We start from the raw sequence: 24,920 nt of genomic DNA on the forward strand, positions 1-24,920 counted from the left end.
ACTGCATCACAGGCGAGCTCCAACCAACGTAGCATCACCCTTTCGCGGGCGACACCCTTGTTGCTACACCGATTAGTTATTTAGCGGCGGCACCTTCAGCGCTATCCGAGTAACCCCTGTTCAGAGGCCTGAATAGGAGTGCAGACCATTAAAGAATTGGTTCACAATCGTGAAGTTGAAGATGACGCAGAGGTAGCCGACGATCGACAGCCAGGCGGCGCGGGTCCCCGTCCAGCCGCGGGTGGCACGGGCGTGAAGGTACCCGGCATAGACCACCCAGATGACGAACGTCCACACTTCCTTGGTGTCCCAGCCCCAGAAGCGTCCCCAGGCCTTCTCGGCCCAGATGGCACCGAACATCAGGGTGAAAGTCCAGCCAATAAAGGCGATCGCGTTGATCCGGTAGGACAGGTTTTCCAGGCTCAGGGCAGACGGCACCAGGCGCATGAAGCCCAGCTTGTCCGCACCACCTGCAGCCACGGTCTTCTGCCGGTGCGCCTGCACCAGCTGCAGCGCGGACATGGCAAAGGTGAGGGTGAACAGGGCCGATGACAACACGGCAATGGAGACGTGGATGATGAGCCAGTAGCTTTGCAGGGCCGGCACCAAGTGGCCTACCGGGGTCCAGTACGCCACCGAGGCGGCCACCAGCATGATGATGGACAAGCCCACCACAAAGGTCCCCAGGAACCTGAGGTCCCGCCGGATCAGCGCCAGCAGGAACACGGCAACGGCCACAAAAGCACCGGTGGTGAGGAATTCGTACATATTTCCCCAGGGCACACGCCCCGCGCCCAGCGCCCGCGTGACTACACCGGCAGCGTGGATGAGCACGCCAAGCACTGTCAGCGCCACCGCCACCCGCGCCGGAACGCGCCGTTCGGCCGCATAGCGCATGTCGGCGTCGGCAGTCTTTCCCGCCCCGGAAGGCGCGCCGCCCTGAATGGTGACCGACGACGACGGCCGCTCGGCCCGTCCGGCCGGCCCGGCCAGGTGCGATTCAGTCCTGTCGGCGCCCGCCCCCGCAGCAGCTGCTCCTGCGCCCGCACCTACACCTGCACCTACAGGGAATTTCGACGTCCGCTCCGCCTGGGCCGCTTTGAGGTCAACGGCGCGGAGGGCTTTGCTGCTCTTCGCCAGGTCCCAGGCGAAGGCGATGAAGGCCACGGTGTAGGTGCCGGCCGCGAGCAGCATAAACAGCTCGCTGTACTGGCCCATGGTTTCGTTGATGGCGAAGGGCATTACTGGTCCTTTTTCGGCCCGTTGGGGCCAGCTGGGGTGGTGACAGAGTCTGCGCCATTATCGTCATAACGGCTGGGAGTTTGCTGGGTTCCGGAGGACTCGTCGGCAGGACCGGCAGGCACCTGCCATTCCTCGGAGAGGAGCTTACGGAGGACGGCGGACTCGGCGGCGAGCCGATGGTCTTCACCGCGCGCCAGGAGGCCGTATTCCACCATGGTGCGGCCGTCCTCGTGCGTGCCCGTGCGAATCCAGACGCGGCGGCGGTTTACGTAGAGCGACATGACCAGCCCCGCGACAGCCAACAGGGCAAAGATCAGGGCGTACAGCTGGCCGGGGTTGTGGTGGATGTCCACGCCCACGTACCGCTTTACGCCGTCAAAACTGATGCTCCCCTTGCCGTCGGGCAGGGTGAGGCTGGCACCGGGCGTCAACGTGAGGCCTCCGGCCTCGAGGTTCCGGGCGTTCAGCGGAGTCAGGTCCTTGACGTTGAGCTCAAAGACATTCTGCGGGGCGCCGTCGTCCAGGCCGAGGTCCCCGTAGTACGAGTTCAACGTCAGCTGCGGGTTGAACAGTTCGGGGTCCCCGCTGAAGGACACACCTTCAGGGGTGACGAAGGCGGTGGGCAGGAAGAAGCCCTGGAAGCCCAGCTGGTCCGGCTTGGCGTCGGGAACCTTGATGACCACCGACGAGTAGTAGTTCTCGCCCTGCAGCTTGCCCACCACAGGGCCCTGGAAAGCCACGTTGCCCGCTCCGTCGCGGACGGTGACCAGCGGGGCGTACCCGTTTCCCGTGAGGTAGATGCTGGTGCCGCCCAAGGTGACGGGATCGTTGACTTTCAGGGTTTCCTGCCGCGCCGGCGCGTCAGGGTTTTCCTTGGTGGTCACTGCTGCGGAGAAGTCGATGGGCTGGCCGAACTTACCCCTGGATTCCCGGTCAAAGGTGATGTCGAACTTATCGAGCTGGATAGAGTACGGCTGCAGCTGGCTGGACTGGAAATTGGTACCGGGCATGAATTGGTCGTAACCCACCAGGGTGTTCACGAACGTGTCGCCTTCCACCAGGATGCGCTGCCCGCTGTATCCAAAGAGCCCGCCAACCGCCACGGACACCAGCACGCCGATCAGGGATGTGTGGAACAGCAGGTTCCCCACTTCCTTCATAAAGCCGCGTTCGGCCCCCAAAGACGGCCGCGCGCCGTCGTCGTCCCTCACCTCAACACGGTAGCCGCGCTTCTTGAGCAGCCCGGCGGCGCTGTGAATAGCGTCCGACGCCGGGAGGCCGGCCGCCGCCGGCACCACCAGCGTGCCGTACTCGGGCAGGCGGGAGAGCCGCTTCGGGGTACGCGGCGGCTGGGACCGCATCGCCTTGTAATGGGCCATGGCGCGGGGCACCACGCAGCCGATCAGGGAAATGAACAGCAGCAGGTAGATGGCGGAGAACCAGGCGGACGAGTAGACGTCGTACAGCTGCAGGGTGTCCAGCAGCTTGCCGTAGCCCGGGTTGTTCCTTATGTACTCCGTGACGGTGGAAGGGTTCGCGGGGCGCTGCGGGAACAGCGAGCCAGGCACCGCGGCAACCGCCAGCAGCAGGAGCAGGAAAAGCGCCGTCCGCATGCTGGTGAGCTGCGTCCACGCCCAGCGCAGCATTTCCTTGGGGCCCAGGGCCGGCAGCGCGGCATCAGCCTTGGCTTCGGCCACCGGGGTGGAGGACTTATTCTCTGCGTTCACTCGCTCGCTCATCAGATCGGCAACTTCACATCGGTTTGGAACCAGTACTGGAGCCCGGTCACCCAGGCGCCCCAGACGCCGCTGGCCATCAACAGGCCCAGCACGATCAGGATCGCTCCGCCGGTCCGTTGGATGGCCAGCCGGTGGGTACGGAAAAAGGACATCACGCCCATCCCGCGGCGCACCGCGAGGGCAATCAGGAGGAACGGGATGCCCAGGCCCAGGCTGTAGACAAAGGCCAGGAACGCGCCCTTGGCGGCGGACGAGCCGCCGGAGAGGCTCAGGAGCTGGACAGCGGAATAGGTGGGGCCGATGCACGGCGCCCAGCCCAGCCCGAACGTTATGCCCAGCAGCGGGGCACCCCATAGCCCGGCAGGCGGTTTGGCGTGGATTTTCGCATCACGCTGCAGCCAGCCGAAACCACCCATGAACACAACACCCATAACGATCACCAGGACACCCAGGAGCTGGGTGATCCAGGCGTTCTGGGAGCCCGTGATCAGCGTGCCGAGTTGCCCGAAGGCACCGCCCAGGAGCACAAAAATCGCGGAGAACCCCAATACGAACAGCCCAATCCCCGCGAACATCCGGCCACGCTTCTGCTTCTGCAGGTCCACGCCGGTCAGTCCCGTGACGTAGCCCAGGTACCCCGGCACCAGGGGAAGCACGCACGGCGACAGGAAAGACACGAGTCCGGCAAGCAGCGCCACCGGAATGGCGAGGAGCAGGGAGCCGCTCAGGATGGCTTCGGCGAAGGGGCTGTTCACGGTCCGGGGCCGCCGCTACTCTGCCACTGCGGCGGTGATGAGGGCTTTGAGGGTGCCCTTCTGGATTTCGCCGAGGACACGCGAGGCAACTCGGCCCTGCTTGTCCAGCACCAGCGTGGTGGGGACGGCACCGGGAGGAACAATGCCGGACACGGCCAGGAGCACGGCACCGTCCTTGTCGTCAAAGCTGGGATAGGTCAGGTTGAACGACTTGTCGAATGCCTCGGCGGTGGCTTTTTCGTCCCGGAGGTTGACGCCGTAGAACTGCACGCCCTGGTCCTTGAATTCCTGGTGCAGGGCTTCGAGCTGCGGAGCCTCCACCCGGCACGGCGCACAGGCGGCAAACCAGAAGTTCAGGACCGTCACCTTGCCCTGGAGATCGGCGGGGGTCACGGACGTGCCGTTGAAGAGTGTGCCGTTGATTTCGACGGCGGACTTGCGGTCCGCGGGGGCGAACTCCGTGACGGAGCCGTCCCCGGCAACGTAGTTTTTGTTGTCTCCGGCTTTGGCCTGTTTGGCCAGGGCATCCTCCTGGGCGCAGGCAGACAGCCCCAGGGTAAGGGCTGTCAGGGCCACGCCGCCGGCTGCAAGCAGGCTGCGGCGCGAGGTAGCCGGGGTGGACCCGGCCGGCTTCATGGGCATGACTAGGCTCCGGGGGTGCTGGCAGCACCGGGAAGAAGGGCGGCAGCGGGCTCAGTGTACTGAACGCGCAGGAGCGAGCCGTCGTCGTCGAACACCAGGGAGGTGATGGACGTCAGCGTGCATTCGCGTTTCCGGGGATCGTGCCACAGCGGCCGGCCTTCGGCGCTGAGGCGGGTGGCCCAGATAGGGAGCTGGTGGCTGACCATGATGGCTTCTGGCCCGTCTGTTCCGTAGTCGCCGCCCGCGAGCTCGATCGCGCGGAGCCGGGCGTCCTGGACAGCGGCCCTGACCCTGGCCGCCTGGTCCTTATACGGCTCGCCCCAGGACGGCTTCAGCGGGTTGACCAGCCGCGGCCAGTGCTTGGGACGGCGGAGCTCGGCCTTGCTGACCTTCATGCCCTCGAAGTAGTTCTCGGCCTCAATGATCCGCGGGTCCGTATGGATCTCCAGGCCCAAAACCTCGGCCGTGGGGGCCGCCGTTTCCTGTGCCCTTACCAGCGGCGAGGATGCGAGGTAGACGATCCGGGCGCCTGCGGCGGCGCGGTCGCTGAAGTGCCGGGCGAGCATCTCAGCCATCTGCCGGCCCAACGCGGAGAGGTGGAATTCGGGCAGCCTTCCGTACAGAACGCCGTCGGGATTGTGGACCTCGCCGTGGCGGAGCAGATGGACAGTGGCTTGGGGCATGTTTACCAGTTTCTCAAAGATGGCGTGCTATCCGAAATCTTCTGCACAGCTTTCTACAAACAGTAGAACTGAAGTTTTTCAAAAAATGTTCCGGAACGGGGAACAAAACATGCAAATGCATGTTTATACTGGATGCAGCAGTTAGTTGATACTTCAACAGATGAAGCGTCAATCAACCCGGCACTACTCACCCGACATACATCAAGGAGAACACCATGGCACTTCCCGCAGACGTCACCACCGGCACCTGGACCCTCGACAACTCGCACAGCGAAATCGGATTCACCGTCCGGCACGCAGGCATCAGCAAGGTCCGCGGCCAGTTCAAGGATGCCGAAGCAACCTTGGACCTGGCTGAAAACGTGGCCGATTCCAAGATCAGTGCCACCATCAAGACCTCCAGCTTCGACTCCGGAGACGTCAACCGCGACGGCCACGTCCGCGGCGAAGACTTCTTCGACGTAGAGAAGTTCCCGGAAATCTCCTTCGTTTCAAACGGTCTGGTGGCCAACGGCAACAGCTACGAGCTGACCGGCGACCTCACCATCAAGGGCGTCACCCGCCCCGTGTCCCTCGAAACCGAGTTCAACGGTGTGGCCGTGGACCCGTTCGGCAACACCCGCGCCGGCGTTTCCGCCGAGACCACCATCAGCCGCAAGGACTTCGGCCTCACCTGGAACGCCGTCCTGGAAGCCGGCGGCGTCCTGGTCAGCGACAAGGTTGCCATCAACCTCGAGCTCGCCTTCATCGCACCGGCAGCCTGATTTCCCCATCCTGATTTCCCACCGCTGATTTCCCACCGCACCCCGGCCGCTGGTTCCCCAGGAGTCAGACAGGCCGGGGCGCTGTGTTTAACGCCCTCGCCGTTTAACGCCCTCATCGTTTAGCGCCCCCCTTCCAGGCCGTGCGCCTGTGCCTTAGCCAAGCGCATGTCCCAGGCAAGTCACTCGTCTGGAACAACCCCTGCTGTTCCCCGACATGTCGCCGCAAATCTCCTGGATAAGAGTGGGTGCCCGGTCTACAGTGAGAGCCATGACCAACCCCAGTGAAGTACCGCAGCCCCCGCAGCCGGGTGCCCAGCCTCCGGCCGGCAACGTTCCCCCCGCCGGCAACGTTCCTCCAGCCGGCGCGGTGCCGCCACAGGGTCACCAGCCACAGCAGGGTTACCAAGCGCCGCAGCAGGGCTATGAGGCACCGTCCCAGGGCTACCAGCCGCCGCCGGGTTATCAGGCACCGCCCCAGGCTTACGGACAGCCGTACCCGCCGCAGAATCAGCCCTACCCGCCGCCAGGTCAGCCTTACGGCCAGCCCGGCTATGGTGCCGGCGCCGCCCCGAGCAATGTCCCGCCGTCGGGCCTGGGCTACGCCGCCCCTCCACGCAACGTCTTTGGCCTCAGCCTGGACAACATTCAGCAGCGGTTCATTGACACCCAGGGTGTGCCGCAGCAGCTGGTCACGTCCTACTGGCTCTGGATCGCTGCAGCAGCGCTCGGGATCGTCTTCAGCCTGGTCAACATGTTCACCGTCAGCAGCGCCTTCGGCGGCATGATGATGGGGGCAGGGATTGGCGGATTTGTCTTCCAGCTCATCTTCGCGGCCCTGTACGTGTTCATCGCCATCCGGCTGAAGGAGGGTGCACGGTGGGCCCGCCTTGTCCTCTCCATCCTGGGCGGCCTGGCCGTGATGGGCTTCTTCGCAAACCTTGTGTTCTTCAATCTCAGCCTCCTCAGCTCCGCGGCTGCCGTGGCCGCTGCGGTCATGATGTGGCTGCCCCAATCCCAGGAACACTTCAAGGGCTAACACCGCCCTCAGTGGGGTTCACGTTACAAAGGCCGCAGCCCGGATCACCGGCTGCGGCCTTTCTTGTGGCGGCTTCAGTTCCGGCGGACAAGATCGCCCGGCCGGTCCGCTCCCCCGCCAACGCTCCTGCCCCCATAGCCCCTGCTCACCGTGCGAAACCATGTTCAGCGGAATACCTCTCTGGAATGACCCACTGCGGGCCCGCCCGGGGGTACGGTGGACTTAAGCCACGCTGGGGTAGGGCCAGTGAACCGATCCCGGCAGCCGTCAACAACTCGACATGCAAAGGACCGTCCATGAGCACTCCTCCTGTCCCGCCTCCGACTCCCAACGAGCCTGAGTCCGGCGGCCAGCCGCAGGCTCCGCGTTACGGCGAGAATGCGCCCCAGTTTGGTCACCCGTCGCCACAGTCCGGCGACAACGCCCCTCAGTATGGGCAGAACGCACCGCAGTATGGCCAGAACGCCCCCCAATACGGGCAGAACGCCCCACAGTACGGCCAAAACTCCCCTCAATCCGGGGACAACAGTCCGCAGTACGGGCAGAACGCGCCGCAATACGGCCAGAACCCGGCTACACCGCAGTACGGGCAGAACCCCTCACAGCCACCCGCTTACGGCCAGAACCCGCCGGCCCCCTATGGCCAGCAGCCGTATGGTCAGTCGCCCTACGGGCAGTCGCCTTATGGTCAGTACCCCTCCGAGCAGCCGCAGGGCTCAGGATCCTCCGGGGTCCCCCAGCTGGTCAATATTTCGTTCTGGCTGCTGATTGCATCCGGCGTTATCTACGTCATCTCCATGCTGATGGGCCTCGCCATGCTGGACGATCCGACAATGCGGCGCCAGTTTGAGGACGCCATGGCCAGTGGTGGCGCCGCGGGCGAAGTTGCGTTTGAAGACATCAAGGGCGTGATCGCCGGAACCCTGGTGGTGATAGCCATCATCGGCGCCGGGCTCTATGCGCTGGTGGCGTTCTTCGTCCGAAAGGGTAAGAACTGGGCCCGGATCCTGGGTACCGTCTTGGCCGCCATTTCGGTCGCCGGAGTGTTCGGCCCCCCGAGCTTCGGCACCCTGGGAACCCTGGCAGGAATCGTAGCCATTGTGTTGCTCTACCTTCCGGCAGCCGCTCCCTACTTCCGCAAGCAGCAGCCTTTCGCCAATCCGTACGGCGCACCGGGCAACCCCTACGGCCGCTAGCCTCAGCAGGCCCGCGCCCAGGCAGAGGCCCAGATAAACAGCATGACCACTCCCACGGGCGTGGATCCCGCAGCCGCTGGAAACTAGGCGGTCTGGCCCGGGGTCTGCGCCCGTTGTGCGTGGTAGGCGAGAATCTGAAGTTCGGTGGCCATGTCCACCTTCCGGAGGTTGACGCCGTCGGGGACCTGTAGCATCACGGGCGCGAAGCTCAGGATGCTGCGTACACCCGCCGCCACCACCCGGTCACAGACCGCCTGGGCAACAGCTGCCGGCAGCGCCAGGACCACCATATTGGCGCCGGTCCGTTCCAGGACTGCTTCAAGGTCTGCGACGTCGCTGACGCGCAGCCAGCCCACCTCATTGCCCACCACCATCTGGTCGGCGTCAAAGATGGCCACCACATCAAAGCCCCGGGATTCGAACCCGCCATAGCGCGCCAGGGCCTTGCCGAGGTTACCGGCACCAACAATGGCAACTTTCCAGTCGTGGGTGAGTCCCAGGGCTGCGGCAATATGACGGCTGAGGTATTGCACCTCGTACCCCACACCTCGGGTGCCGTACGAGCCAACGTGCGAAAGATCCTTGCGGAGCGTTGCCGAACTCACCCCTGAGGCTTCCGCCAGGGATTCCGAGGAAACCCTTTCGACACCCTCTGCAAGCATCGTGTTCAGGGCGCGGAGGTACAGGGTCAGCCGGGCTACGGCAGCAGGCGGGATCTGTTTTCCGGTGGCGCCCTTGTCGCCCTGGACTGCTGGGTCGCCCTGGACGGCGCCGGGAACACCCGGAGTGGCTGGAACACCCGGAACATCTGGAAGCGCGGGCACACCCGGAAGGCCGGGGGCAGCGGGGACAGCAGCAGGGGATGAATCCAGTGAAGTCACTTTCCCCTCCATCGCGTCGCGTCGTGACTCCACTCTAGAGCCCTCTCATGCGTGCCAACAAAGCTGTGCCATTGCGTGGGATCGCCTGCCTACCCGGCCATGGCGCGCTGGAGGACCCGCTCCAGCCTAAGCTCGTCGATTTTCCAGAAGTCACGCTGGATGCCATCCACCAGCACCACCGGAATTTCCTCGGCGTAACGTTCGCGCAGCTCCGGCAAGTCGTCAACCAGCTGTTCGGTCCACTCAAGTCCCAGTGACGCAGTTACCCGCCCGACGGCGTCGCGCGCTTCTGCGCACAGGTGACAGTCTGCTTTGGTGATGAGGACAACCTCCGGTTTGGCCATGGTTTAACCGTATCGCCCTTTAACTCCGACAGCGCGGCCGAGGGCGGCGCGGACGGTAGTGGCCCTGAGCATTGACTAGACTCATGCACATGCCCGAGGAGAAGTACGTCGCTGTGGTCACCCAGCCGGTCGCGATGCCGCAGACCGGCGAGGCCGCCTTCTTCGACGTCGACAACACCCTGATGAGGGGTGCCAGCCTGTTCCACGTGGCACGAAAAATGCACCAGCGCGGAGCTTTCACGTTCGTACAGGCTGCCGGATTCGCGTGGCAGCAGTTCAAGTTCGTCACCCGCGGGGAGAACATGGATGATGTCCATGCGGTCCGCGATTCCGCCCTCACCCTCGCTGCCGGCATCACGGTGGAGGACATCAAGGCCCTGGGCGAAGAGGTCTATGACGAAATGATTGCGTCCAGGATCTGGCCCGGCGCCAAGGCCCTGGCACAGCAGCACCTCCGCGTCGGACGCCGCGTGTGGCTGGTCACCGCCACGCCCATCGAGGTAGCCACCGTCATCTCCACCAGGCTTGGCCTGACCGGCGCCCTCGGAACTGTGGGCGAGGTCGCCGACGGCATGTACACCGGCCGGCTGGTGGGCGATATCCTGCACGGGTCAGCAAAGGCAGTGGCCGTCCAGGGCATCGCCGACATCGAAGGACTGGACCTCAAGCGGTGCTGGGCCTACAGCGATTCCTTCAACGACATCCCGCTGCTGACCCTGGTGGGCCACCCCGTGGCCATCAATCCGGATTCCAGGCTTAGGCGCCATGCCCGTGACAACAACTGGCCGGTCTACGACTTCCGTTCTGGCCGCCGGGCCGCCACGCTGGGGCTGAAGGCTGCAACCGCCGGTGGCGCCGTCTACGGCCTCTGGAAAGGCTTCGCCCGCATCCGCGGCCCCCGGGTTTAGGACCTATCCCACGGATCATAAGCTTGTTCGCCAATCCGAACCATGACGGTTAGGATTCGCGAACAAGGCCAGGAAGTTCGAGCAGGTAAACGAAATGCCCGCCGCCTCGGAAGGCGACGGGCATTTCTACGCTGTTCGAAGTATCTCTACTTCTTGTTACGGCGCTGGTGACGGGTCTTGCGAAGCAACTTGCGGTGCTTCTTCTTGGCCATACGCTTGCGACGCTTCTTAATAACTGAACCCACGAAAGTTCCTTACAAACTAGATGCAGTACCTGTCTGATGGAAATGGTCCGTGGACAGAGCTACAGACTGAACAACTGACAGATTCTTACAATGACGTAAAACGTTCCTTAACAGGGTACCGCTTATCGGGAGGGCCCACTGACAGCCGCTCCCGGTGCGGCACGTCAGGCAGTTTCGGAGTGGCCCTCCACCACAGCACCCTTAAGGTACTGTTCGACGGCCTTTTCCGGCACCCGGTATGAACGGCCGAAACGCACCGCGGGCATTTCGCCGGAATGAACCAGCCGGTACACGGTCATTTTGGAGACGCGCATGACCTCGGCCACTTCGGCCACGGTCAGGAACTTCGCGTTGGAGAAGTTCTGTTCTGCGGACATTTCCCTATTCCTTTGCTGACGGATGGACAACACTGACCCCAGGTATATGCCATTGCGGTGTGCCGATGCTGAGCCATCCACCAACCATGTGCTAGATACTCTAGAGGTTCATGTGGCCATTGTGAAAGTCATGCCGGGTAATCATTTCGCAGTCCGGCGCTTGCGGGCTGACGCCGCCAACTGGTCCAGCACGGAAACCGAGACATCCCACTCCATGCAGGCGTCCGTTACGCTCTGCCCGTAGACCAGTCCGGACCGGCCGGCTGCATGCTCGGCCACGTCCAGGTTTTGGGCACCGCCCACCAGGAAACTCTCCAGCATGACACCGGCTATGGCCTGTGCGGCCGCTCCCCCGTCCTCAAGCTGCGCCCCGATTTCCAGTGCCACCTCGGCCTGCCGGTGGTGGCTCTTCCCGCTGTTCGCGTGGCTTGCGTCCACGATCAGCCTTGGGTTCAGGTGCTTGCCGGCGAGCTTCGAGGATGCGGCCTCGACGTCGGCGGAGGAGTAGTTGGGCCCCTTGCGGCCGCCTCGGAGAATGACGTGGGTGTCTGGGTTCCCTGCGGTGGCCACCAGGGCTGCCCGCCCCTCGCCGTCGATTCCCAGGAAAGCCTGCGCGGCCGCCGCTGCACCGCAGGCGTCCACCGCCACCTGGAGGTCGCCGTCGGTACCATTCTTGAAGCCGATTGGCATGGACAGCCCGGATGCCAGCTGGCGGTGGATCTGGCTCTCGGTGGTGCGGGCCCCGATGGCTCCCCAGGAAACCAGGTCTGCCATGTACTGCGGGCTGATGGGTTCAAGGAATTCGGTGGCGGCGGGGAGCCCCAGTGACGTGACCTGCTGCAGGAAACTGCGTGCCGCGCGGAGCCCGGTGGCCATATCGTGGCTGCCGTCCAGCCGGGGATCGTTGATCAGGCCCTTCCAGCCAACGGTGGTGCGCGGCTTCTCGAAGTAGGCGCGCATCACGATCAGCAGGTCTTCCTTGTGCTTCTCCGCCTGGCTGACAAGCCGGCGGGCGTACTCCAGGCCTGCCTTGGGATCGTGGATGGAGCAGGGGCCAACAATCACCAGCAGCCGGTCGTCCACGCCATCCATGATGGCCCGGACTTCATCCCGTCCGCGCTCGACGACGTCCGTCACCCGGGCGTCCATGGGCAGCTCAGCGATGAGCTCCTGGGGTGTGGGCAGGGCTGTGAACTCGCTGACCCGCAGGTTGGACGTTGACTTGCCGGTGGGTGTGGTGCCGGTTGTGGCGGCTGTTGCGGTGCTCATGGTGGGGTCCTGTTCCAGAAGGGAAGCGGGCCCAGATCAGAACCCGCCGAAGAAATGGCGAAGGGCAGAGAATGATCTCTGCCCTGTTGGCTCTGAAGGAAAGTTGGATGCGTGTCAGTTAGACGCGGGCCCCTCCAGAGCCAACGAAAAATACGCATACCAACGGTTAGTCATAGCCAAGACCATAACCCCACCCTGCGGCCACCGCCAAATCCGCCAGTAACATGGCGCGAACTGGCAGATAATGCCCTCAAATTCCTTGGGAAAGGTCATTACCTGCCAGTTCGCGCGGGCTGTTCGTGGGCCGCGCGTCAGCCCAGGAGCTTGCGGAGGAACTCCAGCTGCCTGATCCAGTGGTGTTCCTGGCCGCCCTCATGGTTGTTGAACCGGTACACCTCGATGTCCTTTACCGCCCCGGTGTTTGAAGAGCCGGCCACTCCGGAACCGTAGGCGTTGAAGCTGGCGAACACGGTCGATGGAGGGCAAATATCGTCCATTTGGGCTGCCGAATACAGTGCCGGAACCGTGGCCGCCCGGGCCAGGTTGACGCCGTCGAAGTAGTTCAGCACCGCGAGCATTGGCTCGTACCGGTCACGGTGCCGGCCAAGGAAGGCGGCAATTTCCGGGTACGGGCCGCGCGGGGTGATGTCAATGGCGCGGGGGAAGTCCTGCAGGAACGGGACGTCCGGCAGCGCGGCGATGACGCCGTCGAGCCGTCCGGGCACGAGTCCCGCAACGGCAACAACTATGCCGCCGCCCTGGCTGACCCCGGCCAGAACCACCCTGGACGGGTCCACCGCGGGGTGGGACTGGGCGGCCTCCACGGCCCGGAAAGCGTCGACGTAGACCCGGCGGTAATAGTAGTCTTCGCGGGTCCCGGCCCCACGGGTCATCAGCCCGGCGTAGGCCACCTCACCGGCGCTCGGGTGGGGGTCGGCCGTCTCGCCGAGGGTTCCGCCGTAGCCCTGGCCCCGGGTATCCATGATGAAGTGCGCGTAGCCCGCCTGCGCCCACTTGGTGTCCTGGTTGACCAGGCCGCGCCCGCCGGAATAGCCAACGTAATTGACGACTACGGGCAGCTGTGTTCCGGGCGCGCGGTGCGCCGGGAGGTGCAGCCACCCTTTGATGGGGGCACCGCCGTAGCCGGCGAAGGTGACGTCGTACGTGTCGATGACCGACAGGTAGTTCTCGACGGGCTCAAAAGTGGCACCAAGGGGAAATATCCGGGCTTCCTCGATAGTGGCGTCCCAAAAGGCCTGGAAGTCGGCCGGCGGCGTCACTGCGGAGGTGTACCCGCGGAGCTGCTCGAGGGGAAGGTCAAAAAGGGGCATGGTGCAGTCCGGTCCTGTCGGTTCTGGTGGTTGGTTGACCTTGCGGGCTCTGTCGGTTCTGGCTACGTTGACTGATCCGCTTCCACATTAAGCGCCAACGAGCACTTGGGGCCCTATTTGCTGATGTTTTTGGGGCCTCAAGTGTTCGTTCGCGCAAGCTGCGGTGCGAACTCCTGCAGCCCGCCAGCATTGGCCACCAGGGCCCGGAGCTCGGATAGCCCGCCGGAGACAGCCCCGGCCGCCCGGGCCTGGACCAGCACGTTGCCCAGGGCTGTGGCTTCCACCGGGCCTGCCACCACACGCGTTCCGGTGGCGTCCGCCGTGAGCTGGCAGAGCAGGCGGTTCTGCGAGCCGCCACCCACCACGTGCACCACCTCGACCTGACGGTCCGCCAGCCGTTCCGCCGCTGAAATGGCCTTGGCGTAGCCTGCGGCCAGGCTGTCCAGGATGCAGCGGGTGATGGCCGCGGGATGGTCCGCGAGCAGTCCCCCGGCGTTGTGCACCGCGGCCCGGATGCGTTCGGGCATGTTGTCCGGGGCAATAAAGGACGGATCCTCGGCGTTGATCCTGGGACCGCCCGAAGGCAGCTCCGCGGCTGCCTCCAACAGTTCCTCCAGGCTTGCCGCGTAGCCCTGGTGGGACCACTCCCGCTGGCATTCGCTCAGGAGCCAGAGCCCGCCCATGTTGCGCAGGTACCGGATGGTGCCGTCCACGCCACGTTCATTAGTGAAGTTCGCCTCCCGGCTGGCCTCGGTGAGTACTGGGCGCGGCAGCTCAAGCCCCACCAGCGACCACGTTCCCGAGGAGATGTAGGCGAAATCTCGCTGCCCCTCTCCCGCTGCCGCGGCAGGGACGGCCGCTACGGCGGACGCTGTGTCGTGCGAGCCCACTGCCACCACCGTCGTTTCCTGCGGCAACCCCACTTGCCCGGCGATGGCCGGCAGGAGGGTGCCCACAGTTTCACCGGGTTGGATCAGCGGCGGGAAGAGGTCTTTCCGTAGGCCCAGGGCTGTGAGGAATTCGGTGGCCCACTCCCCTGCGACGGCGTCGAAGAGACCCGTGGTGGAGGCATTGGTGGCCTCGGTCCGCCGAACCCCGGTGAGGAAGAACGCGATCAGGTCCGGAATGAGCAGTGCCTGCAGCCCGTCCAGGTCCGGTTCGGTGGCCAGCTGGTAGATGGTGTTGAACTGCAGGAACTGCAGGCCGGTGGTGCCGTAGAGGCGCGCCGGGTCCAGTTTCCGGTGGACCGGTTCGACGGCGGTGCGGCTGCGGTCATCCCGGTAGCTGAAGGGCTGCGCCATCAGTTCCCCTGCGGCGTTGACCAGCCCATAATCTACTGCCCAGGTGTCGATACCAATGCTCGCCACCTGCTCGCCCTGCGCGGCGGCGACGGTGGACGCCGCCCGGAGGCCCTCGAGCACCTCAGCAAAAAGGGCGTCGAAGTCCCAGCGGAGGCCGCCGTCGAACTCCACAACGCCATTGGGAAAGCGGTGGACCACTTCGAGCTGCACGCTGCCGTCACCGTCGGCGCCGCTGGTGACCCGGCCCAGGATAACCCGGCCTGAAGAGGCACCGATATCGACGGCGGCGAATACCTTGGGGGGCCCTGCGGAAACTGCCCCGGCCTGGACCGGGGCAGTTTCGTTGGTGCGTTGGGTGCTCATCGCAGGAAGGCTGCGGCCACTCCGGCGTCCACGGGGATGTGCAGGCCGGTGGTGTGGGACAGTTCGTTGCTGGTGAGCACTGCGGCGGCGTTGGCCACGTGCTCGGGCAGGACTTCGCGCTTGAGCAGGGTGCGCTGGGCGTAGTACTCGCCCAGTTTTTCCTCGTCCACGCCGTACACGGCGGCGCGCTTGGCGCCCCAGCCGCCGGCGAAGATGCCGGAGCCGCGGACCACGCCGTCGGGGTTGATGCCGTTGACGCGGATGCCGTATTCGCCGAGTTCGGCCGCGAGCAGGCGCACCTGGTGGGCCTGGTCTGCCTTAGTGGCGGAGTAAGCGATGTTGTTGGGGCCGGCGAATACGGAGTTCTTGGAGGAGATGTAGACGATGTCCCCGCCCAGGCCCTGCGCGATCATGACCCTGGCCGCGGCTTTGGCCACCAGGAATGAGCCCTTGGCCATGACGTTGTGCTGCAGGTCCCAGTCCTTCTCGGTGGTTTCCAGCAGCGGCTTGGAGATGGATAGGCCTGCGTTGTTGACCACCAGGTCCACACCGCCGAACGCCAGGACGGCGGCGTCGATGGCGGCGGCCACCTGGGCCTCGTCCGTCACGTCAGCCTGCACGCCGATGGCGACGTCGGGGCCGCCGAGCTCCTCGGCCACCTTTTCAGCGTTCTCCAGGTTCAGGTCGGCGATGACCACGCACGCGCCTTCAGCGGCGAGGCGGGTGGCGATGGCCTTGCCAATGCCGGAGGCTGCGCCGGTGACCAGGGCAATGCGGGTGGCGTGGGATTTCGGCTTGGGCAGCCGGGCAAGCTTGGCTTCCTCCAGCGCCCAGTATTCGATGCGGAACTTCTCGGATTCCTCGATCGGCGCGTAGGTGGAGATCGCCTCGGCGCCGCGCATCACGTTGATGGCGTTGATGTAGAACTCGCCGGCAACGCGGGCGGTCTGCTTGTTCGCCCCGAAGGAGAACATACCGACGCCGGGCACCAGCACAATGGCCGGGTCCGCGCCGCGCAGTGCCGGGCTGCTTTCGTCCGCATGGCGGTCGTAATAGGCCTGGTAATCCTCGCGGTAGTCCGCGTGCAGCTCGTGCAGCCGCGCAATCGAGTCCTCAATGGACGCGTCGGCGGGCAGGTCCAGGATCAGCGGCTTGACCTTGGTGCGCAGGAAGTGGTCCGGGCAGGAGGTGCCCAGGGCGCCCAGGCGCGGGTGCTCGGCGGCTTCCAGGAAGTCAAGGACGACGGCGTCATCGCTGAAGTGCCCCAGCTGCGGTTTGTCCGTGGAGGCCAGGCCGCGGATCACGGGTGCCAGGGCTGCGGCTTTAGCCTTGCGCTCGGCCTCCGGCAGGGCCGCGTAACCGGGCAGGTTCGGGCCGAAGGGCTCGGCCTTGCCGTTGTCGCGGATGTACTTCTCCGCCTGTTCGATGATCCACAGCGAGTTCTGTTCTGCTTCTTCGCTGGTGGCGCCCCAGGCGGTGATGCCGTGCCCGCCCAGGATGGTGCCGATGGCCTGCGGGTTGGCTTCCTTGATCGCTGCGATGTCCAGGCCCAGCTGGAAACCGGGACGGCGCCAGGGAACCCAGAGAACCTTGTTGCCGAAGATTTTGGTGGTCAGTGCCTCGCCGTCCACTGAGGTGGCGATCGCGATGCCGGAGTCCGGGTGCAGGTGGTCAACGTGCGCGGCGTCCACCAGTCCATGCATGGCGGTGTCGATCGAGGGAGCGGCACCGCCCTTGCCGTGCAGGCAGTAATCGAAGGCGGCCACCATCTCGTCTTCACGGTCCACGCCCGGGTAGACGTTCTTCAGCGCGTTCAGCCGGTCCAGGCGCAGCACCGCAAGGTTCTCCGCCTTCAGGGTGCCCAGGTCCCCGCCGGAGCCCTTGACCCACAGCAGCTGGACGTCCTCGCCCGTGACCGGGTCCTTTGCCGTGCCCTTCGCGGAGGTGTTGCCGCCCGCGAAGTTGGTGTTCCGCTTGTCCGCGCCCAGGCGGTTGGAACGGGAAATCAGCTCTTCAACAGTCTTATTGGTTGTCATTGCAGTTACGCGCCCCATCCGGCTTGCTGGCCGCCCACGCGGTCCTCGTTGATCTTCTTCTGGTAACCGCTGGCCTTGAAGGCAGCCATCGGGTCCGCAGGCAGCCCGCGGGATTCACGCCACTCGGCCAGCAGGGGCCGGACGTCAGTGTAAAAGGCATCGTTGAAAATGCCGTTCGCTGCCAGGACATCACCGGCACGCTGGGCTTCGCCCAAGGCCTCGGTGTCCACCAACAGCGCCCGGGCCGTCATCTCCTGGACATTCAGCACGGACCGGATCTGGCCCGGAATCTTCTCCTCCAGGTTGTGGCACTGGTCCAGCATCAGCGCGACAGCGGAATTTCCGTCCGAATTCCTTCCGAAGCCACCGCCGCGGATGACCTCATACATGATGCGGAAGAGCTGGAACGGATCCGCGGCACCCACGATGAGGTCGTCGTCGGCATAGAAGCGCGAGTTGAAGTCAAAGGAGCCCAGCTTGCCCAGGCGCAGCAGCTGCATCACGATGAACTCGATGTTGGTGCCCGGGGCGTGGTGGCCGGTGTCCAGGCAGACGAAAGCCTTCTCGCCCAGGGCCAGGGTCTGGGCGTAGGACGTGCCCCAGTCCGGGACATCGGTGTGGTAAAAAGCCGGCTCGAAGAACTTGTACTCCAGCACCAGCCGCTGTTGATCGCCCAGGGCGGCGTAGATCTCCTGCAACGATTCGGCCAGGCGGTCCTGGCGGCCACGCATGTCATCCTGGCCCGGGTAGTTGGTGCCGTCCGCCAGCCAGATCTTCAGGTCCTTCGAACCCGTGGCGTGCATGATCTCGATGCAGTCCAGGTGGTGGTCGATGGCGCGGCGGCGAACTGACTCGTTGGAGGACGTCAGCGACCCGAATTTGTACTCGTCATCCTGAAAGGTGTTGGAGTTGATGGTGCCCAGGCCCATACCCAGCCCGGCCGCGTACTCCTTCAGCGCGGCGTAGTCATCCACCTTGTCCCACGGAATATGAAGGGCAACGGTGGGCGCCAGACCGGTCAGCTCGTGTACTTTGGCGGCGTCCGCGATCTTCTCCTGCACCGTCCGCGGCGTGCCGGGCGTGCCGAACACCCTAAAACGCGTGCCTGAATTTCCATAAGCCCACGAGGGGACCTCGATGGCAAGCTCCCCGAGCCTGCCCAGCGCCGTTGCTACGTCATTCATGATGATGGTTCTTTCCGGTGTCTTTATTGCTGCGGTCTGGGTTCAAGTACGGTGGCGGCCGGAGCCGCTAGGGCTCAGCAGCTGCCGCGGCGAGCTGGTCATCAAGATTGAAAACTTCGTCCAGGACCTGGAACCCCTCATCGGGCGCCTGGTCCGGGTTGTTGAAAAGAGCGGCCATTTCCGCCTGCCAGCGGGCATTGATTTCTGTCAGCGCCATTCTGGCGCGGACGGCGTCGAAATCGTCGCATTCGACGTAGCCGATGAGGAGGCCGTCAGATCCAAGGAACAGCGAGTAGTTGTTCCAGCCGGCCTGCTTGAGCTCCGCCAGCATCTCCGGCCACACGGCGGCATGCCGACGCCGGTATTCGTCGATCACCTCCGGCCTGACCGAGGAGCGGAAACACACCCTCATCTGCAACTCACCGAACTTCCCCTTTTTTGAATCGTTTCATTGTTACGATTCAAAGTACTCTGGTAGATAAGTAGGTGTCAAGCAAATTCCAGCGCACGGCCGAAAGCCGGGCCTGGGGCCGCTGCAGCACGTGGCATACAAGCACGGAGAACCATGAATCGTTCAGCCAGTATCAAGGACGTCGCGAACCATGCGAGCGTGGCAGTGGGTACCGTATCCAACGTCCTGAACTACCCTGACCGCGTATCCGAGCGGACTAAGGAGCGGGTACTCCGGGCCATCGACGAGCTGGGCTTCGTCCGAAATGATGCTGCGCGGCAGCTTCGCGCCGGCCATAGCCGGACCATCGGCCTGATCGTCCTGGACGTGGGCAACCCCTTCTTCACGTCCGTGGTGCGAGCCGCGGAAGACGCCGCTGCGCTGCAGGGCAGCGCGGTGCTGCTGGGCGACAGCGGGCATGATGCCAGCCGTGAGTCCAACTACATCGATCTTTTCCAGGAACAACGTGTCCAGGGCCTGCTCATCTCCCCCGTGGGCGACATCACCGAGCGGCTGGACCTGCTCCGCGAGCGCGGGGTTCCCACCGTTCTGGTGGACCGGCTCGCCGATGAGAGCAAGTACAGTTCAGTCTCCGTTGACGACGACGCCGGAGGTTACCTCGCTGCCCGGCACCTGCTGGACACCGGCCGCCGTCGGCTCGCCTTTGTGGGCGGCCCGGCATCGATCCGTCAGGTGGCGGACCGTCTGCAAGGTGCCCAACGAGCCGTGAAGGAGGAGCCGGACGCCACGCTTGAGGTGCTGGATTCAGACGGGCAGACAGTGCTGGCTGGGCGCAGTGTGGGCAATGCCCTGGTAGAGCGCAGCGGGGCGGAGTTGCCGGACGGGATCTTCTGCGCCAACGATCTCCTCGCCCTGGGAGTGATGCAGTCCCTCACCATGACCCACTCCCTGAGGATCCCGGAAGATATCGCCCTGATCGGTTATGACGACATCGATTTTGCAGTCTCGGCCGTGGTCCCGCTGTCCTCCATCCGGCAGCCTACCGAAGCTCTTGGCCGCACTGCCATAGAACTGCTGGCCGAGGAAGTGGAATCCGAAAACCCCAGGCACCGCGCAGTGATTTTTACACCGGAGCTGGTGATCCGCCAGAGCACCGGACCCACCACGGGGCTCAATCCCCTGGCTCACCCGCACTGATTGGCCCGTCGGCACAGTGACCAACCACCTCTTGTGAGAAAATAGTAAGGGTGCTTAGCTTAAAGTGCCGCCCGGTTCCTTCCGGTACCCTCCAGCAGGAACCGGGCCGGTAGTGCTACCGGACCGGCTCATCGCCGGACTACAGCCCGCACACCAGCCGCACTTGATCGCTTCACCGGTCCCGCCAGGCCGGGGAAGGTTATCCTGAAGATAACGTGTGTTTTGTGTACAGGCGTCGTCTGGCGGATCGTTCCGAGTGCTGGTTCGCCAAACACTGGCCGGAGGAAAGGCGATGGAGCAGAATCTCCCTCTTGATGAACTCTCCGTTGTGATTGGCAGGATCACGGGCCTGCTTCTCACGGAAGAAAAAGTAGACCGCGCTGTGCACCTTCTGGCCCGGGCGATCAAGGACGCGATACCAGGGACCATAGGGGCAGGCGTCTCCCTTCTGGACAGTCAGGGCCGCAGGACCAGTGCCGGATTTACGGATCGGATTGTCGAACGTGTGGATGCCCTGCAGTATGAGCTTGGACAGGGCCCCTGCCTGACTGCCTGGGCAGCCGAGGAAACTGTGCTTGTTGATGACGTCCGGGCTGATCCCCGCTGGCCGGACTGGAGTGCTGCAGTGGAAGCCCTGCCGGTCCGCTCTGTGGTCAGTACAGTGCTCGTCTCAGGGAAGGAATGCGTCGGCGCCCTAAAGGTCTACGCCGCCCTTCCCTCTGTCTACGATTCCGGCACGGGCCAACTCCTTGAGCTGTTTGCGGCCCCGGCGGCGACACTGCTGTCCCACATCCAAACCAACGAATCACCACACCGTTTGAGTGCTGGGCTGCAGGCCGCGCTGCGCAGCAGGGATGCAGTCAACCGTGCTTGCGGGATCCTGATGGAACGGCATGGCATGAGTTACGAGCAGGCACTGCAGCAGCTCATGCGTCAGGCCCGCGACGCAGGACAAACCCTGCCGCAGACCAGCTCTGACACAATCGCCGGAACGCCGGCCAACCGGAACTAAAGGTGTACCGCCGTGGGCTTCGATCCCCATGAACCTGAACAAAGCCGCCGGCTTCGGGAAGCGCTCAAAGCCTCAGACCTCGGCATCGGGGAGCTATGGCTGAATTACTTCAGCCTTGGCGGCAGTGTGGGCGAATATGAAGTCGAGGCCTACTTGCAGGGCCTTTTGTCGCTCCCGCCCACTGAACGGGATCTGCTGGCCATGGCGGGTAACGAACTCATCGACAGGGTTCCGCGGATCCACGCACCTTATTCAGACGACCTTGATTCAGACGACCTCACCGCACCAACCGAAGAGAATCGTGGCGAACGGGACCAAACCGGCTTGGGCGGAGAACTGAGCCAGCCGGGCAAGGATCAGGGCACGGGCGAGGACGAACACGGCCAGGAACCGCCCCGGACGTAGGAACGGCCTCCAGCCCGGCCCGGAAGGCATCACCGGAAAAGCCACGTTCCGTCCGACGGCGATTCGGACTTTCCCCGTCGCCGGAGTCTGTGAAACAGGACGATGAAAGGCAAAGCAATAAGCTGCAGAACGCCCGCTATCAACAGCAGCAAAACCACAAGGATCAATACGGGCGAGTACAACAGGAACACTGTGATGGCCGTTGCGAGATACCCGCCGATCAACGCGAGGATCGACTCTGCACCCATCGGGACTCCGATCAACTGGCCGCTCCCGTGTGGGGCGGCGATGCCGCTGAAATCCGTCTCTGCTGACCTGTATCGAATTTTTCGCTGCAACTTTTGATACCAACGTGATAGCACTTGAAGGCCCCGAAGACAATGGGTTTTCTGCCACCTCTCTTGTGTACCAATCTCACCGCAACTGCACGGGCGTAGACTGGGATTTCGTCACCCTGACGGATATTTGGTCCAAGTGCCGCTCCCGAAGGGATCAACCAGGATCGAGGCCACCATGGCCCAGGAACCCAACAGCTTGCCCCAAATGGACGTCGCGGAGCAGCTCCAGGACTTAGTCCTTCAGTGCGCCGACGTCGAGGAGCTCCTCAACGAACTCGCGGCCTTCTCGGCCTCCAGCCTTTCCACTCGTGATGAGGTGTTCTGCAGCGTCACGTTGATGCGGAAAAAGAAGGCAGCCACCGTAGCCGCCAGCGATCACCGCGCCCTTCCCCTGGATGAACTGCAGTACGGCTTTGGCGACGGACCCTGCCTCACTGCAATCCGGGAGCTGACCACGATGCACGTCCCGGATCTGAGGGAGGAACACCGCTGGCCCGGCTACATCGCCGCAGCCTGGAAGCACGGAGTCGGTTCAATCCTGGCTGTTCCGCTCCCCCTCGAGGGCGAAGCGAACGCCGCTCTGAACGTCTATTCGGCTCAGACGCACGCCTTCAGCGGCGAGGAGATTCAAAAAGCCGAAGCCTACGCCGAACAGGCTTCCAAGTCCTTGCGCCTGGCCGTCCGAATCGCCCGGCTCACCGACGACCGGAATAACCTGAAAGCGGCAATGGAATCCCGCACCACCATCGATCTTGCCGCCGGCGCGATCATGGCCCAGAACCGCTGCAGCCAGGATGCGGCATTCCAGATCCTGAGAATCGCATCGAGTTCGCGCAACATGAAACTCCGGGACGTCGCAAACTCAATCGTCACCTCAGTGTCCCGGGATCCCAACGTCCTCACCCACTTCGACGCCTAGCGCGGGAAGTTGCGAGCGGAAGGTTCCCACGCTCTCAGGTTCCCCGCTCTCAGGGGCGAGGCCCAGCAAGGCGATCTGGTTGGCGACGTGCTCAGCCACCAGGGCTGCCCCTCGCTCGGAAAAGTGGGTGTTGTCGGTCAGCCCTGCCGGCCAAAAGGCGTGCTCACCAGGTCCGAAATGGCAGAACAGCTGTTTTGATCCCTCAACGCCGAGGTCTGTATACAGGTCACGGGTCCAGGAATTGAGGTCGACGACGGGCAGCTGCAGTTCGAGGGCAATCTCGCGGACCACTTCCGGATAGTCCTCCAGGGTCTCGTCCAGCTCTGCGCCAGCGCCGGCGTCATGAAGGAAGTGCCGGCGCTCCACCGACGTGCACAACACCGGCCTGGCCCCCAGCGCGCGGACCTCCGCCACCATGGTGCGCAGGTTTGCGGCATATCCAGTCCGGGCCGCAAGATGGATCTTCTTCTGGTCGTTGTGGCCGAACTGGATCAGGACCAGATCCCCTTCTTCGACCGACTCCAGGAGCTGGCGCCACAGCCCCTCCGCGCGGAAAGACTCCGTGCTGGCACCGCCCTTGGCGAAATTGTGCACGGCAGCCCAGGTGTATACGTGCCGGGGTAGCTGAGCTCCCCAGCCACTCATGGGGTACTCGTGGGTGGGACAGTTCGCCACCGTGGAATCTCCAGCCAGCAGGATTTTCATCAGGTGCCCTCTGTTGGTGGACGGCTAGCAGCCACCCGGCGGGTAATCGGTTTCTCACAAGAAACTAAACTCGAAACGCCGGAACGTCAAGCACATTCTGAATCGTTACAGGACTGGACTCGGGGCCATCCCCTGGTTCACACTGGAAAAGAGGGAAAGCGCTTGCCGAACCTAAGAGACGGCTAGCCCTGAAGCAATTCGTCCTGAAGCACATCGTCCTGAAGCCGCATCAGCCGCAGGTACTGAAGCTTGTGCCCCTGCCGGGGAGAAACGGAGACCCATGGGAACGCCATCCGGCGCCGACGCCGAGCCAACTTTCGCGGAGCCACACTCGGCCCGCACCCAGCCCACCACGCGGGAGGGCAGGCCGGCAACCCGCGTTGCGCTGGTAGGCGTCCATGGCTTTGGTACCCATCATCTGCGCAATCTTGAACGCCTACAGGCGAAAGGCCTCGTGGACCTCGTGGCTGTGGCCGATCCGCAGCCGCCCTCACCAGGTTCCGTGCCCGCAACAGCTGCTGTTTTTCCCGGGCTCACTGAACTCCTGGCGGAAACCCCGGACTTGGATGTCATTATCGTGGCCACCCCTATCCAAACCCACGCACCGCTGGGCCTTGCCGCGCTGGCAACGGCTGCAGATCTCTACCTGGAGAAGCCGCCCGTTGCCTCCCTGGCAGACTTCAACAAGCTGCGGAACGCTGCCGCGGCCTCAGGCCGGAGCGTACAGATTGGCTTCCAGAGCCTCGGTTCGCAGGCACTAAAGGCCATCGAGGAATTGTTGGCGGCCGGGACCATTGGCTCCCTCCAGGGCGTCTCGGCAACAGGCCGGTGGGTGCGGGACCGCGCCTACTACCAGCGCTCCCGCTGGGCAGGAAAGCGGCGCTTGGACGGTGTTGACGTGGTGGACGGTGTGGCCACCAACCCGCTGGCCCATGGGGTAGCCACCGCCCTGCGGATTGCTGGCGCACGGACGGTGGATGACGTCGCATCGGTGGTAACAGACCTGTACCACGCCAACCAGATCGAATCCGATGACACCTCTGTCATCCGGATCCGCACGGCGTCCGGGATCTCAGTCACCTGCGCGCTGACGCTGTGCGCCAGCGAATCCGTGGAACCGTACATCACCCTGCAGGGATCGGCGGGGACGGCCATCTTCCATTACACGGAGGATCGGCTCACAGTCAGCACCAAAGAAAGCTGGACCGAGCAGGTGTTCAGCCGTGACGATCTGACCGAGAATCTGATCGCCCACCGCAACCATGGCACTGCACTCATCAGCCCGCTCCTGGACAGCGGTGCCTTCATGCTGGTCCTTGAGGCCATCCGCACCGCACCACCTCCGGCCCCGATAGATCCCGGTTTCGTGCGCTGGGAAGGCGACGGCGAGGCCGCCCACGCGGTGGTGGTCGGGATCGAAGACGCGCTGGAACGTGCCGTGCAGGAGCAGGCAACGTTCAGCGAACTCGGGCTCCCCTGGGCACTCCCCGGAAAGGCCACGGCCGGCGCAGCACCCCATCCTGCCCGGCCCCAGTTAGCGTCCGGCCCCAGATAACGTCCAGCGGCAGTAACTGCCTGTACGACGGCGGCCGCTGCCTTAAGCGGCGCCCTTCAGGCGTCACCTCAAAGGGCCGCA

The 24,920-nt window shown here is 64.2% G+C and carries 25 protein-coding genes; 9 read left to right on the top strand and 16 right to left on the bottom strand.

All coding sequences use genetic code 11. The features are described from left to right. Positions 1-120: 120 nt before the first annotated feature. The 5 genes from ccsB to F8G81_RS18870 are packed head-to-tail and all read right to left on the bottom strand — an operon-like array spanning position 121 to position 5,061. Positions 121-1,242, bottom strand: coding sequence for a c-type cytochrome biogenesis protein CcsB (ccsB, locus tag F8G81_RS18850; RefSeq protein WP_267276168.1), 1,122 nt, complete (start codon positions 1,240-1,242; stop codon positions 121-123). Next, positions 1,242-2,981, bottom strand: a complete 1,740-nt coding sequence (gene resB, locus F8G81_RS18855; protein WP_267276169.1) for a cytochrome c biogenesis protein ResB — start codon at positions 2,979-2,981, stop codon at positions 1,242-1,244. The genes ccsB and resB overlap by 1 nt, the downstream gene beginning before the upstream one ends. Further along, positions 2,981-3,736 (bottom strand): cytochrome c biogenesis CcdA family protein, encoded by a 756-nt coding sequence (locus tag F8G81_RS18860; RefSeq protein ID WP_267276170.1) that lies wholly within the window; start codon positions 3,734-3,736, stop codon positions 2,981-2,983. The genes resB and F8G81_RS18860 overlap by 1 nt, the downstream gene beginning before the upstream one ends. Before the next feature lie 15 nt (positions 3,737-3,751). Then, complete coding sequence (locus tag F8G81_RS18865) at positions 3,752-4,378, bottom strand: TlpA family protein disulfide reductase (protein ID WP_267276171.1); 627 nt, start codon at positions 4,376-4,378, stop codon at positions 3,752-3,754. A 2-nt stretch (positions 4,379-4,380) separates the two neighbouring features. Then, positions 4,381-5,061, bottom strand: a complete 681-nt coding sequence (locus F8G81_RS18870; protein ID WP_267276172.1) for a histidine phosphatase family protein — start codon at positions 5,059-5,061, stop codon at positions 4,381-4,383. Between the two features lie 215 nt (positions 5,062-5,276). Between F8G81_RS18870 and F8G81_RS18875 the strand changes: the two genes are divergently transcribed. The 3 genes from F8G81_RS18875 (at position 5,277) to F8G81_RS18885 (ending at position 8,057) form a co-directional block, all read left to right on the top strand. Next, positions 5,277-5,825: a YceI family protein gene (locus F8G81_RS18875; RefSeq protein ID WP_267276173.1), complete on the top strand. Its 549-nt coding sequence runs from the start codon at positions 5,277-5,279 to the stop codon at positions 5,823-5,825. A 268-nt stretch (positions 5,826-6,093) separates the two neighbouring features. Then, positions 6,094-6,861 (top strand): hypothetical protein, encoded by a 768-nt coding sequence (locus tag F8G81_RS18880; RefSeq protein WP_267276174.1) that lies wholly within the window; start codon positions 6,094-6,096, stop codon positions 6,859-6,861. Positions 6,862-7,157: 296 nt separating this feature from the next. Then, a complete protein-coding gene (locus tag F8G81_RS18885) occupies positions 7,158-8,057 on the top strand; it encodes a hypothetical protein (protein WP_267276175.1) in 900 nt (299 codons plus the stop codon). 83 nt (positions 8,058-8,140) lie between these two features. On the opposite strand, the gene F8G81_RS18890 is transcribed toward F8G81_RS18885, so the two are convergent. Together F8G81_RS18890 and F8G81_RS18895 are read right to left on the bottom strand one after the other, a co-directional pair. Continuing rightward, entirely contained in the window at positions 8,141-8,938 is a 798-nt protein-coding gene (locus F8G81_RS18890; RefSeq protein WP_416377069.1) for a redox-sensing transcriptional repressor Rex, read from the bottom strand. Between the two features lie 89 nt (positions 8,939-9,027). Then, positions 9,028-9,282: a glutaredoxin family protein gene (locus tag F8G81_RS18895; protein WP_267276176.1), complete on the bottom strand. Its 255-nt coding sequence runs from the start codon at positions 9,280-9,282 to the stop codon at positions 9,028-9,030. Positions 9,283-9,371: 89 nt separating this feature from the next. Here F8G81_RS18895 and F8G81_RS18900 point away from each other — a divergent pair, with 89 nt between their 5' ends. Beyond that, complete coding sequence (locus F8G81_RS18900) at positions 9,372-10,190, top strand: HAD family hydrolase (protein WP_267276177.1); 819 nt, start codon at positions 9,372-9,374, stop codon at positions 10,188-10,190. Between the two features lie 146 nt (positions 10,191-10,336). On the opposite strand, the gene F8G81_RS18905 is transcribed toward F8G81_RS18900, so the two are convergent. The 8 genes from F8G81_RS18905 to F8G81_RS18940 form a co-directional block, all read right to left on the bottom strand. Further along, positions 10,337-10,435: a 30S ribosomal protein bS22 gene (locus F8G81_RS18905; protein WP_003792170.1), complete on the bottom strand. Its 99-nt coding sequence runs from the start codon at positions 10,433-10,435 to the stop codon at positions 10,337-10,339. 164 nt (positions 10,436-10,599) lie between these two features. Then, a complete protein-coding gene (locus F8G81_RS18910) occupies positions 10,600-10,812 on the bottom strand; it encodes a helix-turn-helix domain-containing protein (protein WP_267276178.1) in 213 nt (70 codons plus the stop codon). 141 nt (positions 10,813-10,953) lie between these two features. Continuing rightward, complete coding sequence (locus F8G81_RS18915) at positions 10,954-12,081, bottom strand: 3-deoxy-7-phosphoheptulonate synthase (RefSeq protein ID WP_267276179.1); 1,128 nt, start codon at positions 12,079-12,081, stop codon at positions 10,954-10,956. Between the two features lie 311 nt (positions 12,082-12,392). Then, a complete protein-coding gene (locus F8G81_RS18920; protein WP_267276180.1) occupies positions 12,393-13,412 on the bottom strand; it encodes an acetylxylan esterase in 1,020 nt (339 codons plus the stop codon). A 137-nt stretch (positions 13,413-13,549) separates the two neighbouring features. Then, on the bottom strand, positions 13,550-15,076 hold the full coding sequence (locus F8G81_RS18925) for a rhamnulokinase (protein WP_267276181.1): 1,527 nt from the start codon (positions 15,074-15,076) through the stop codon (positions 13,550-13,552). Then, positions 15,073-17,112, bottom strand: coding sequence for a bifunctional aldolase/short-chain dehydrogenase (locus F8G81_RS18930; RefSeq protein ID WP_267276182.1), 2,040 nt, complete (start codon positions 17,110-17,112; stop codon positions 15,073-15,075). Before F8G81_RS18930 ends, F8G81_RS18925 begins: the two co-directional genes overlap by 4 nt. A 5-nt stretch (positions 17,113-17,117) precedes the next feature. After that, entirely contained in the window at positions 17,118-18,296 is a 1,179-nt protein-coding gene (gene rhaI / locus F8G81_RS18935; RefSeq protein ID WP_267276183.1) for an L-rhamnose isomerase, read from the bottom strand. A gap of 67 nt (positions 18,297-18,363) precedes the next feature. Further along, complete coding sequence (locus F8G81_RS18940) at positions 18,364-18,708, bottom strand: L-rhamnose mutarotase (protein WP_267276184.1); 345 nt, start codon at positions 18,706-18,708, stop codon at positions 18,364-18,366. 153 nt (positions 18,709-18,861) lie between these two features. Here F8G81_RS18940 and F8G81_RS18945 point away from each other — a divergent pair, with 153 nt between their 5' ends. The 4 genes from F8G81_RS18945 to F8G81_RS18960 all read left to right on the top strand — a co-directional run bounded on the left by F8G81_RS18945 (position 18,862) and on the right by F8G81_RS18960 (position 22,579). Beyond that, complete coding sequence (locus F8G81_RS18945) at positions 18,862-19,905, top strand: LacI family DNA-binding transcriptional regulator (RefSeq protein ID WP_267276185.1); 1,044 nt, start codon at positions 18,862-18,864, stop codon at positions 19,903-19,905. A 292-nt stretch (positions 19,906-20,197) separates the two neighbouring features. Then, the gene (locus F8G81_RS18950) at positions 20,198-20,917 is read left to right on the top strand and encodes a GAF and ANTAR domain-containing protein (protein WP_267276186.1); all 720 of its coding nucleotides are present in this window, start codon (positions 20,198-20,200) and stop codon (positions 20,915-20,917) included. A gap of 12 nt (positions 20,918-20,929) precedes the next feature. Next, positions 20,930-21,322, top strand: coding sequence for a hypothetical protein (locus F8G81_RS18955; protein ID WP_267276187.1), 393 nt, complete (start codon positions 20,930-20,932; stop codon positions 21,320-21,322). 474 nt (positions 21,323-21,796) lie between these two features. Further along, positions 21,797-22,579 (top strand): GAF and ANTAR domain-containing protein, encoded by a 783-nt coding sequence (locus F8G81_RS18960; RefSeq protein WP_323809208.1) that lies wholly within the window; start codon positions 21,797-21,799, stop codon positions 22,577-22,579. Here the strand turns inward: F8G81_RS18960 and F8G81_RS18965 are convergent. Next, positions 22,535-23,284: a rhamnogalacturonan acetylesterase gene (locus tag F8G81_RS18965; protein WP_267276188.1), complete on the bottom strand. Its 750-nt coding sequence runs from the start codon at positions 23,282-23,284 to the stop codon at positions 22,535-22,537. The genes F8G81_RS18960 and F8G81_RS18965 overlap by 45 nt on opposite strands. A gap of 280 nt (positions 23,285-23,564) precedes the next feature. On the opposite strand from F8G81_RS18965, the gene F8G81_RS18970 reads away from it, so the two are divergent. Continuing rightward, the gene (locus tag F8G81_RS18970; RefSeq protein WP_267276189.1) at positions 23,565-24,839 is read left to right on the top strand and encodes a Gfo/Idh/MocA family protein; all 1,275 of its coding nucleotides are present in this window, start codon (positions 23,565-23,567) and stop codon (positions 24,837-24,839) included. Positions 24,840-24,920: the final 81 nt, after the last annotated feature.

Source organism: Arthrobacter sp. CDRTa11 (assembly GCF_026427775.1).
GTDB lineage: Bacteria > Actinomycetota > Actinomycetes > Actinomycetales > Micrococcaceae > Arthrobacter.

Bases quoted from the DNA above. Each gene is read 5' to 3' on its own strand.
- ccsB (WP_267276168.1), bottom strand. From the start codon at position 1,242: ATGCCCTTCGCCATCAACGAAACCATGGGCCAGTACAGCGAGCTGTTT.
- resB (WP_267276169.1), bottom strand. From the start codon at position 2,981: ATGAGCGAGCGAGTGAACGCAGAGAATAAGTCCTCCACCCCGGTGGCC.
- F8G81_RS18865 (WP_267276171.1), bottom strand. From the start codon at position 4,378: ATGCCCATGAAGCCGGCCGGGTCCACCCCGGCTACCTCGCGCCGCAGC.
- F8G81_RS18870 (WP_267276172.1), bottom strand. From the start codon at position 5,061: ATGCCCCAAGCCACTGTCCATCTGCTCCGCCACGGCGAGGTCCACAAT.
- F8G81_RS18875 (WP_267276173.1), top strand. From the start codon at position 5,277: ATGGCACTTCCCGCAGACGTCACCACCGGCACCTGGACCCTCGACAAC.
- F8G81_RS18880 (WP_267276174.1), top strand. From the start codon at position 6,094: ATGACCAACCCCAGTGAAGTACCGCAGCCCCCGCAGCCGGGTGCCCAG.
- F8G81_RS18885 (WP_267276175.1), top strand. From the start codon at position 7,158: ATGAGCACTCCTCCTGTCCCGCCTCCGACTCCCAACGAGCCTGAGTCC.
- F8G81_RS18895 (WP_267276176.1), bottom strand. From the start codon at position 9,282: ATGGCCAAACCGGAGGTTGTCCTCATCACCAAAGCAGACTGTCACCTG.
- F8G81_RS18900 (WP_267276177.1), top strand. From the start codon at position 9,372: ATGCCCGAGGAGAAGTACGTCGCTGTGGTCACCCAGCCGGTCGCGATG.
- F8G81_RS18910 (WP_267276178.1), bottom strand. From the start codon at position 10,812: ATGTCCGCAGAACAGAACTTCTCCAACGCGAAGTTCCTGACCGTGGCC.
- F8G81_RS18915 (WP_267276179.1), bottom strand. From the start codon at position 12,081: ATGAGCACCGCAACAGCCGCCACAACCGGCACCACACCCACCGGCAAG.
- F8G81_RS18920 (WP_267276180.1), bottom strand. From the start codon at position 13,412: ATGCCCCTTTTTGACCTTCCCCTCGAGCAGCTCCGCGGGTACACCTCC.
- F8G81_RS18925 (WP_267276181.1), bottom strand. From the start codon at position 15,076: ATGAGCACCCAACGCACCAACGAAACTGCCCCGGTCCAGGCCGGGGCA.
- F8G81_RS18930 (WP_267276182.1), bottom strand. From the start codon at position 17,112: ATGACAACCAATAAGACTGTTGAAGAGCTGATTTCCCGTTCCAACCGC.
- rhaI (WP_267276183.1), bottom strand. From the start codon at position 18,296: ATGAATGACGTAGCAACGGCGCTGGGCAGGCTCGGGGAGCTTGCCATC.
- F8G81_RS18940 (WP_267276184.1), bottom strand. From the start codon at position 18,708: ATGAGGGTGTGTTTCCGCTCCTCGGTCAGGCCGGAGGTGATCGACGAA.
- F8G81_RS18945 (WP_267276185.1), top strand. From the start codon at position 18,862: ATGAATCGTTCAGCCAGTATCAAGGACGTCGCGAACCATGCGAGCGTG.
- F8G81_RS18950 (WP_267276186.1), top strand. From the start codon at position 20,198: ATGGAGCAGAATCTCCCTCTTGATGAACTCTCCGTTGTGATTGGCAGG.
- F8G81_RS18965 (WP_267276188.1), bottom strand. From the start codon at position 23,284: ATGAAAATCCTGCTGGCTGGAGATTCCACGGTGGCGAACTGTCCCACC.
- F8G81_RS18970 (WP_267276189.1), top strand. From the start codon at position 23,565: ATGGGAACGCCATCCGGCGCCGACGCCGAGCCAACTTTCGCGGAGCCA.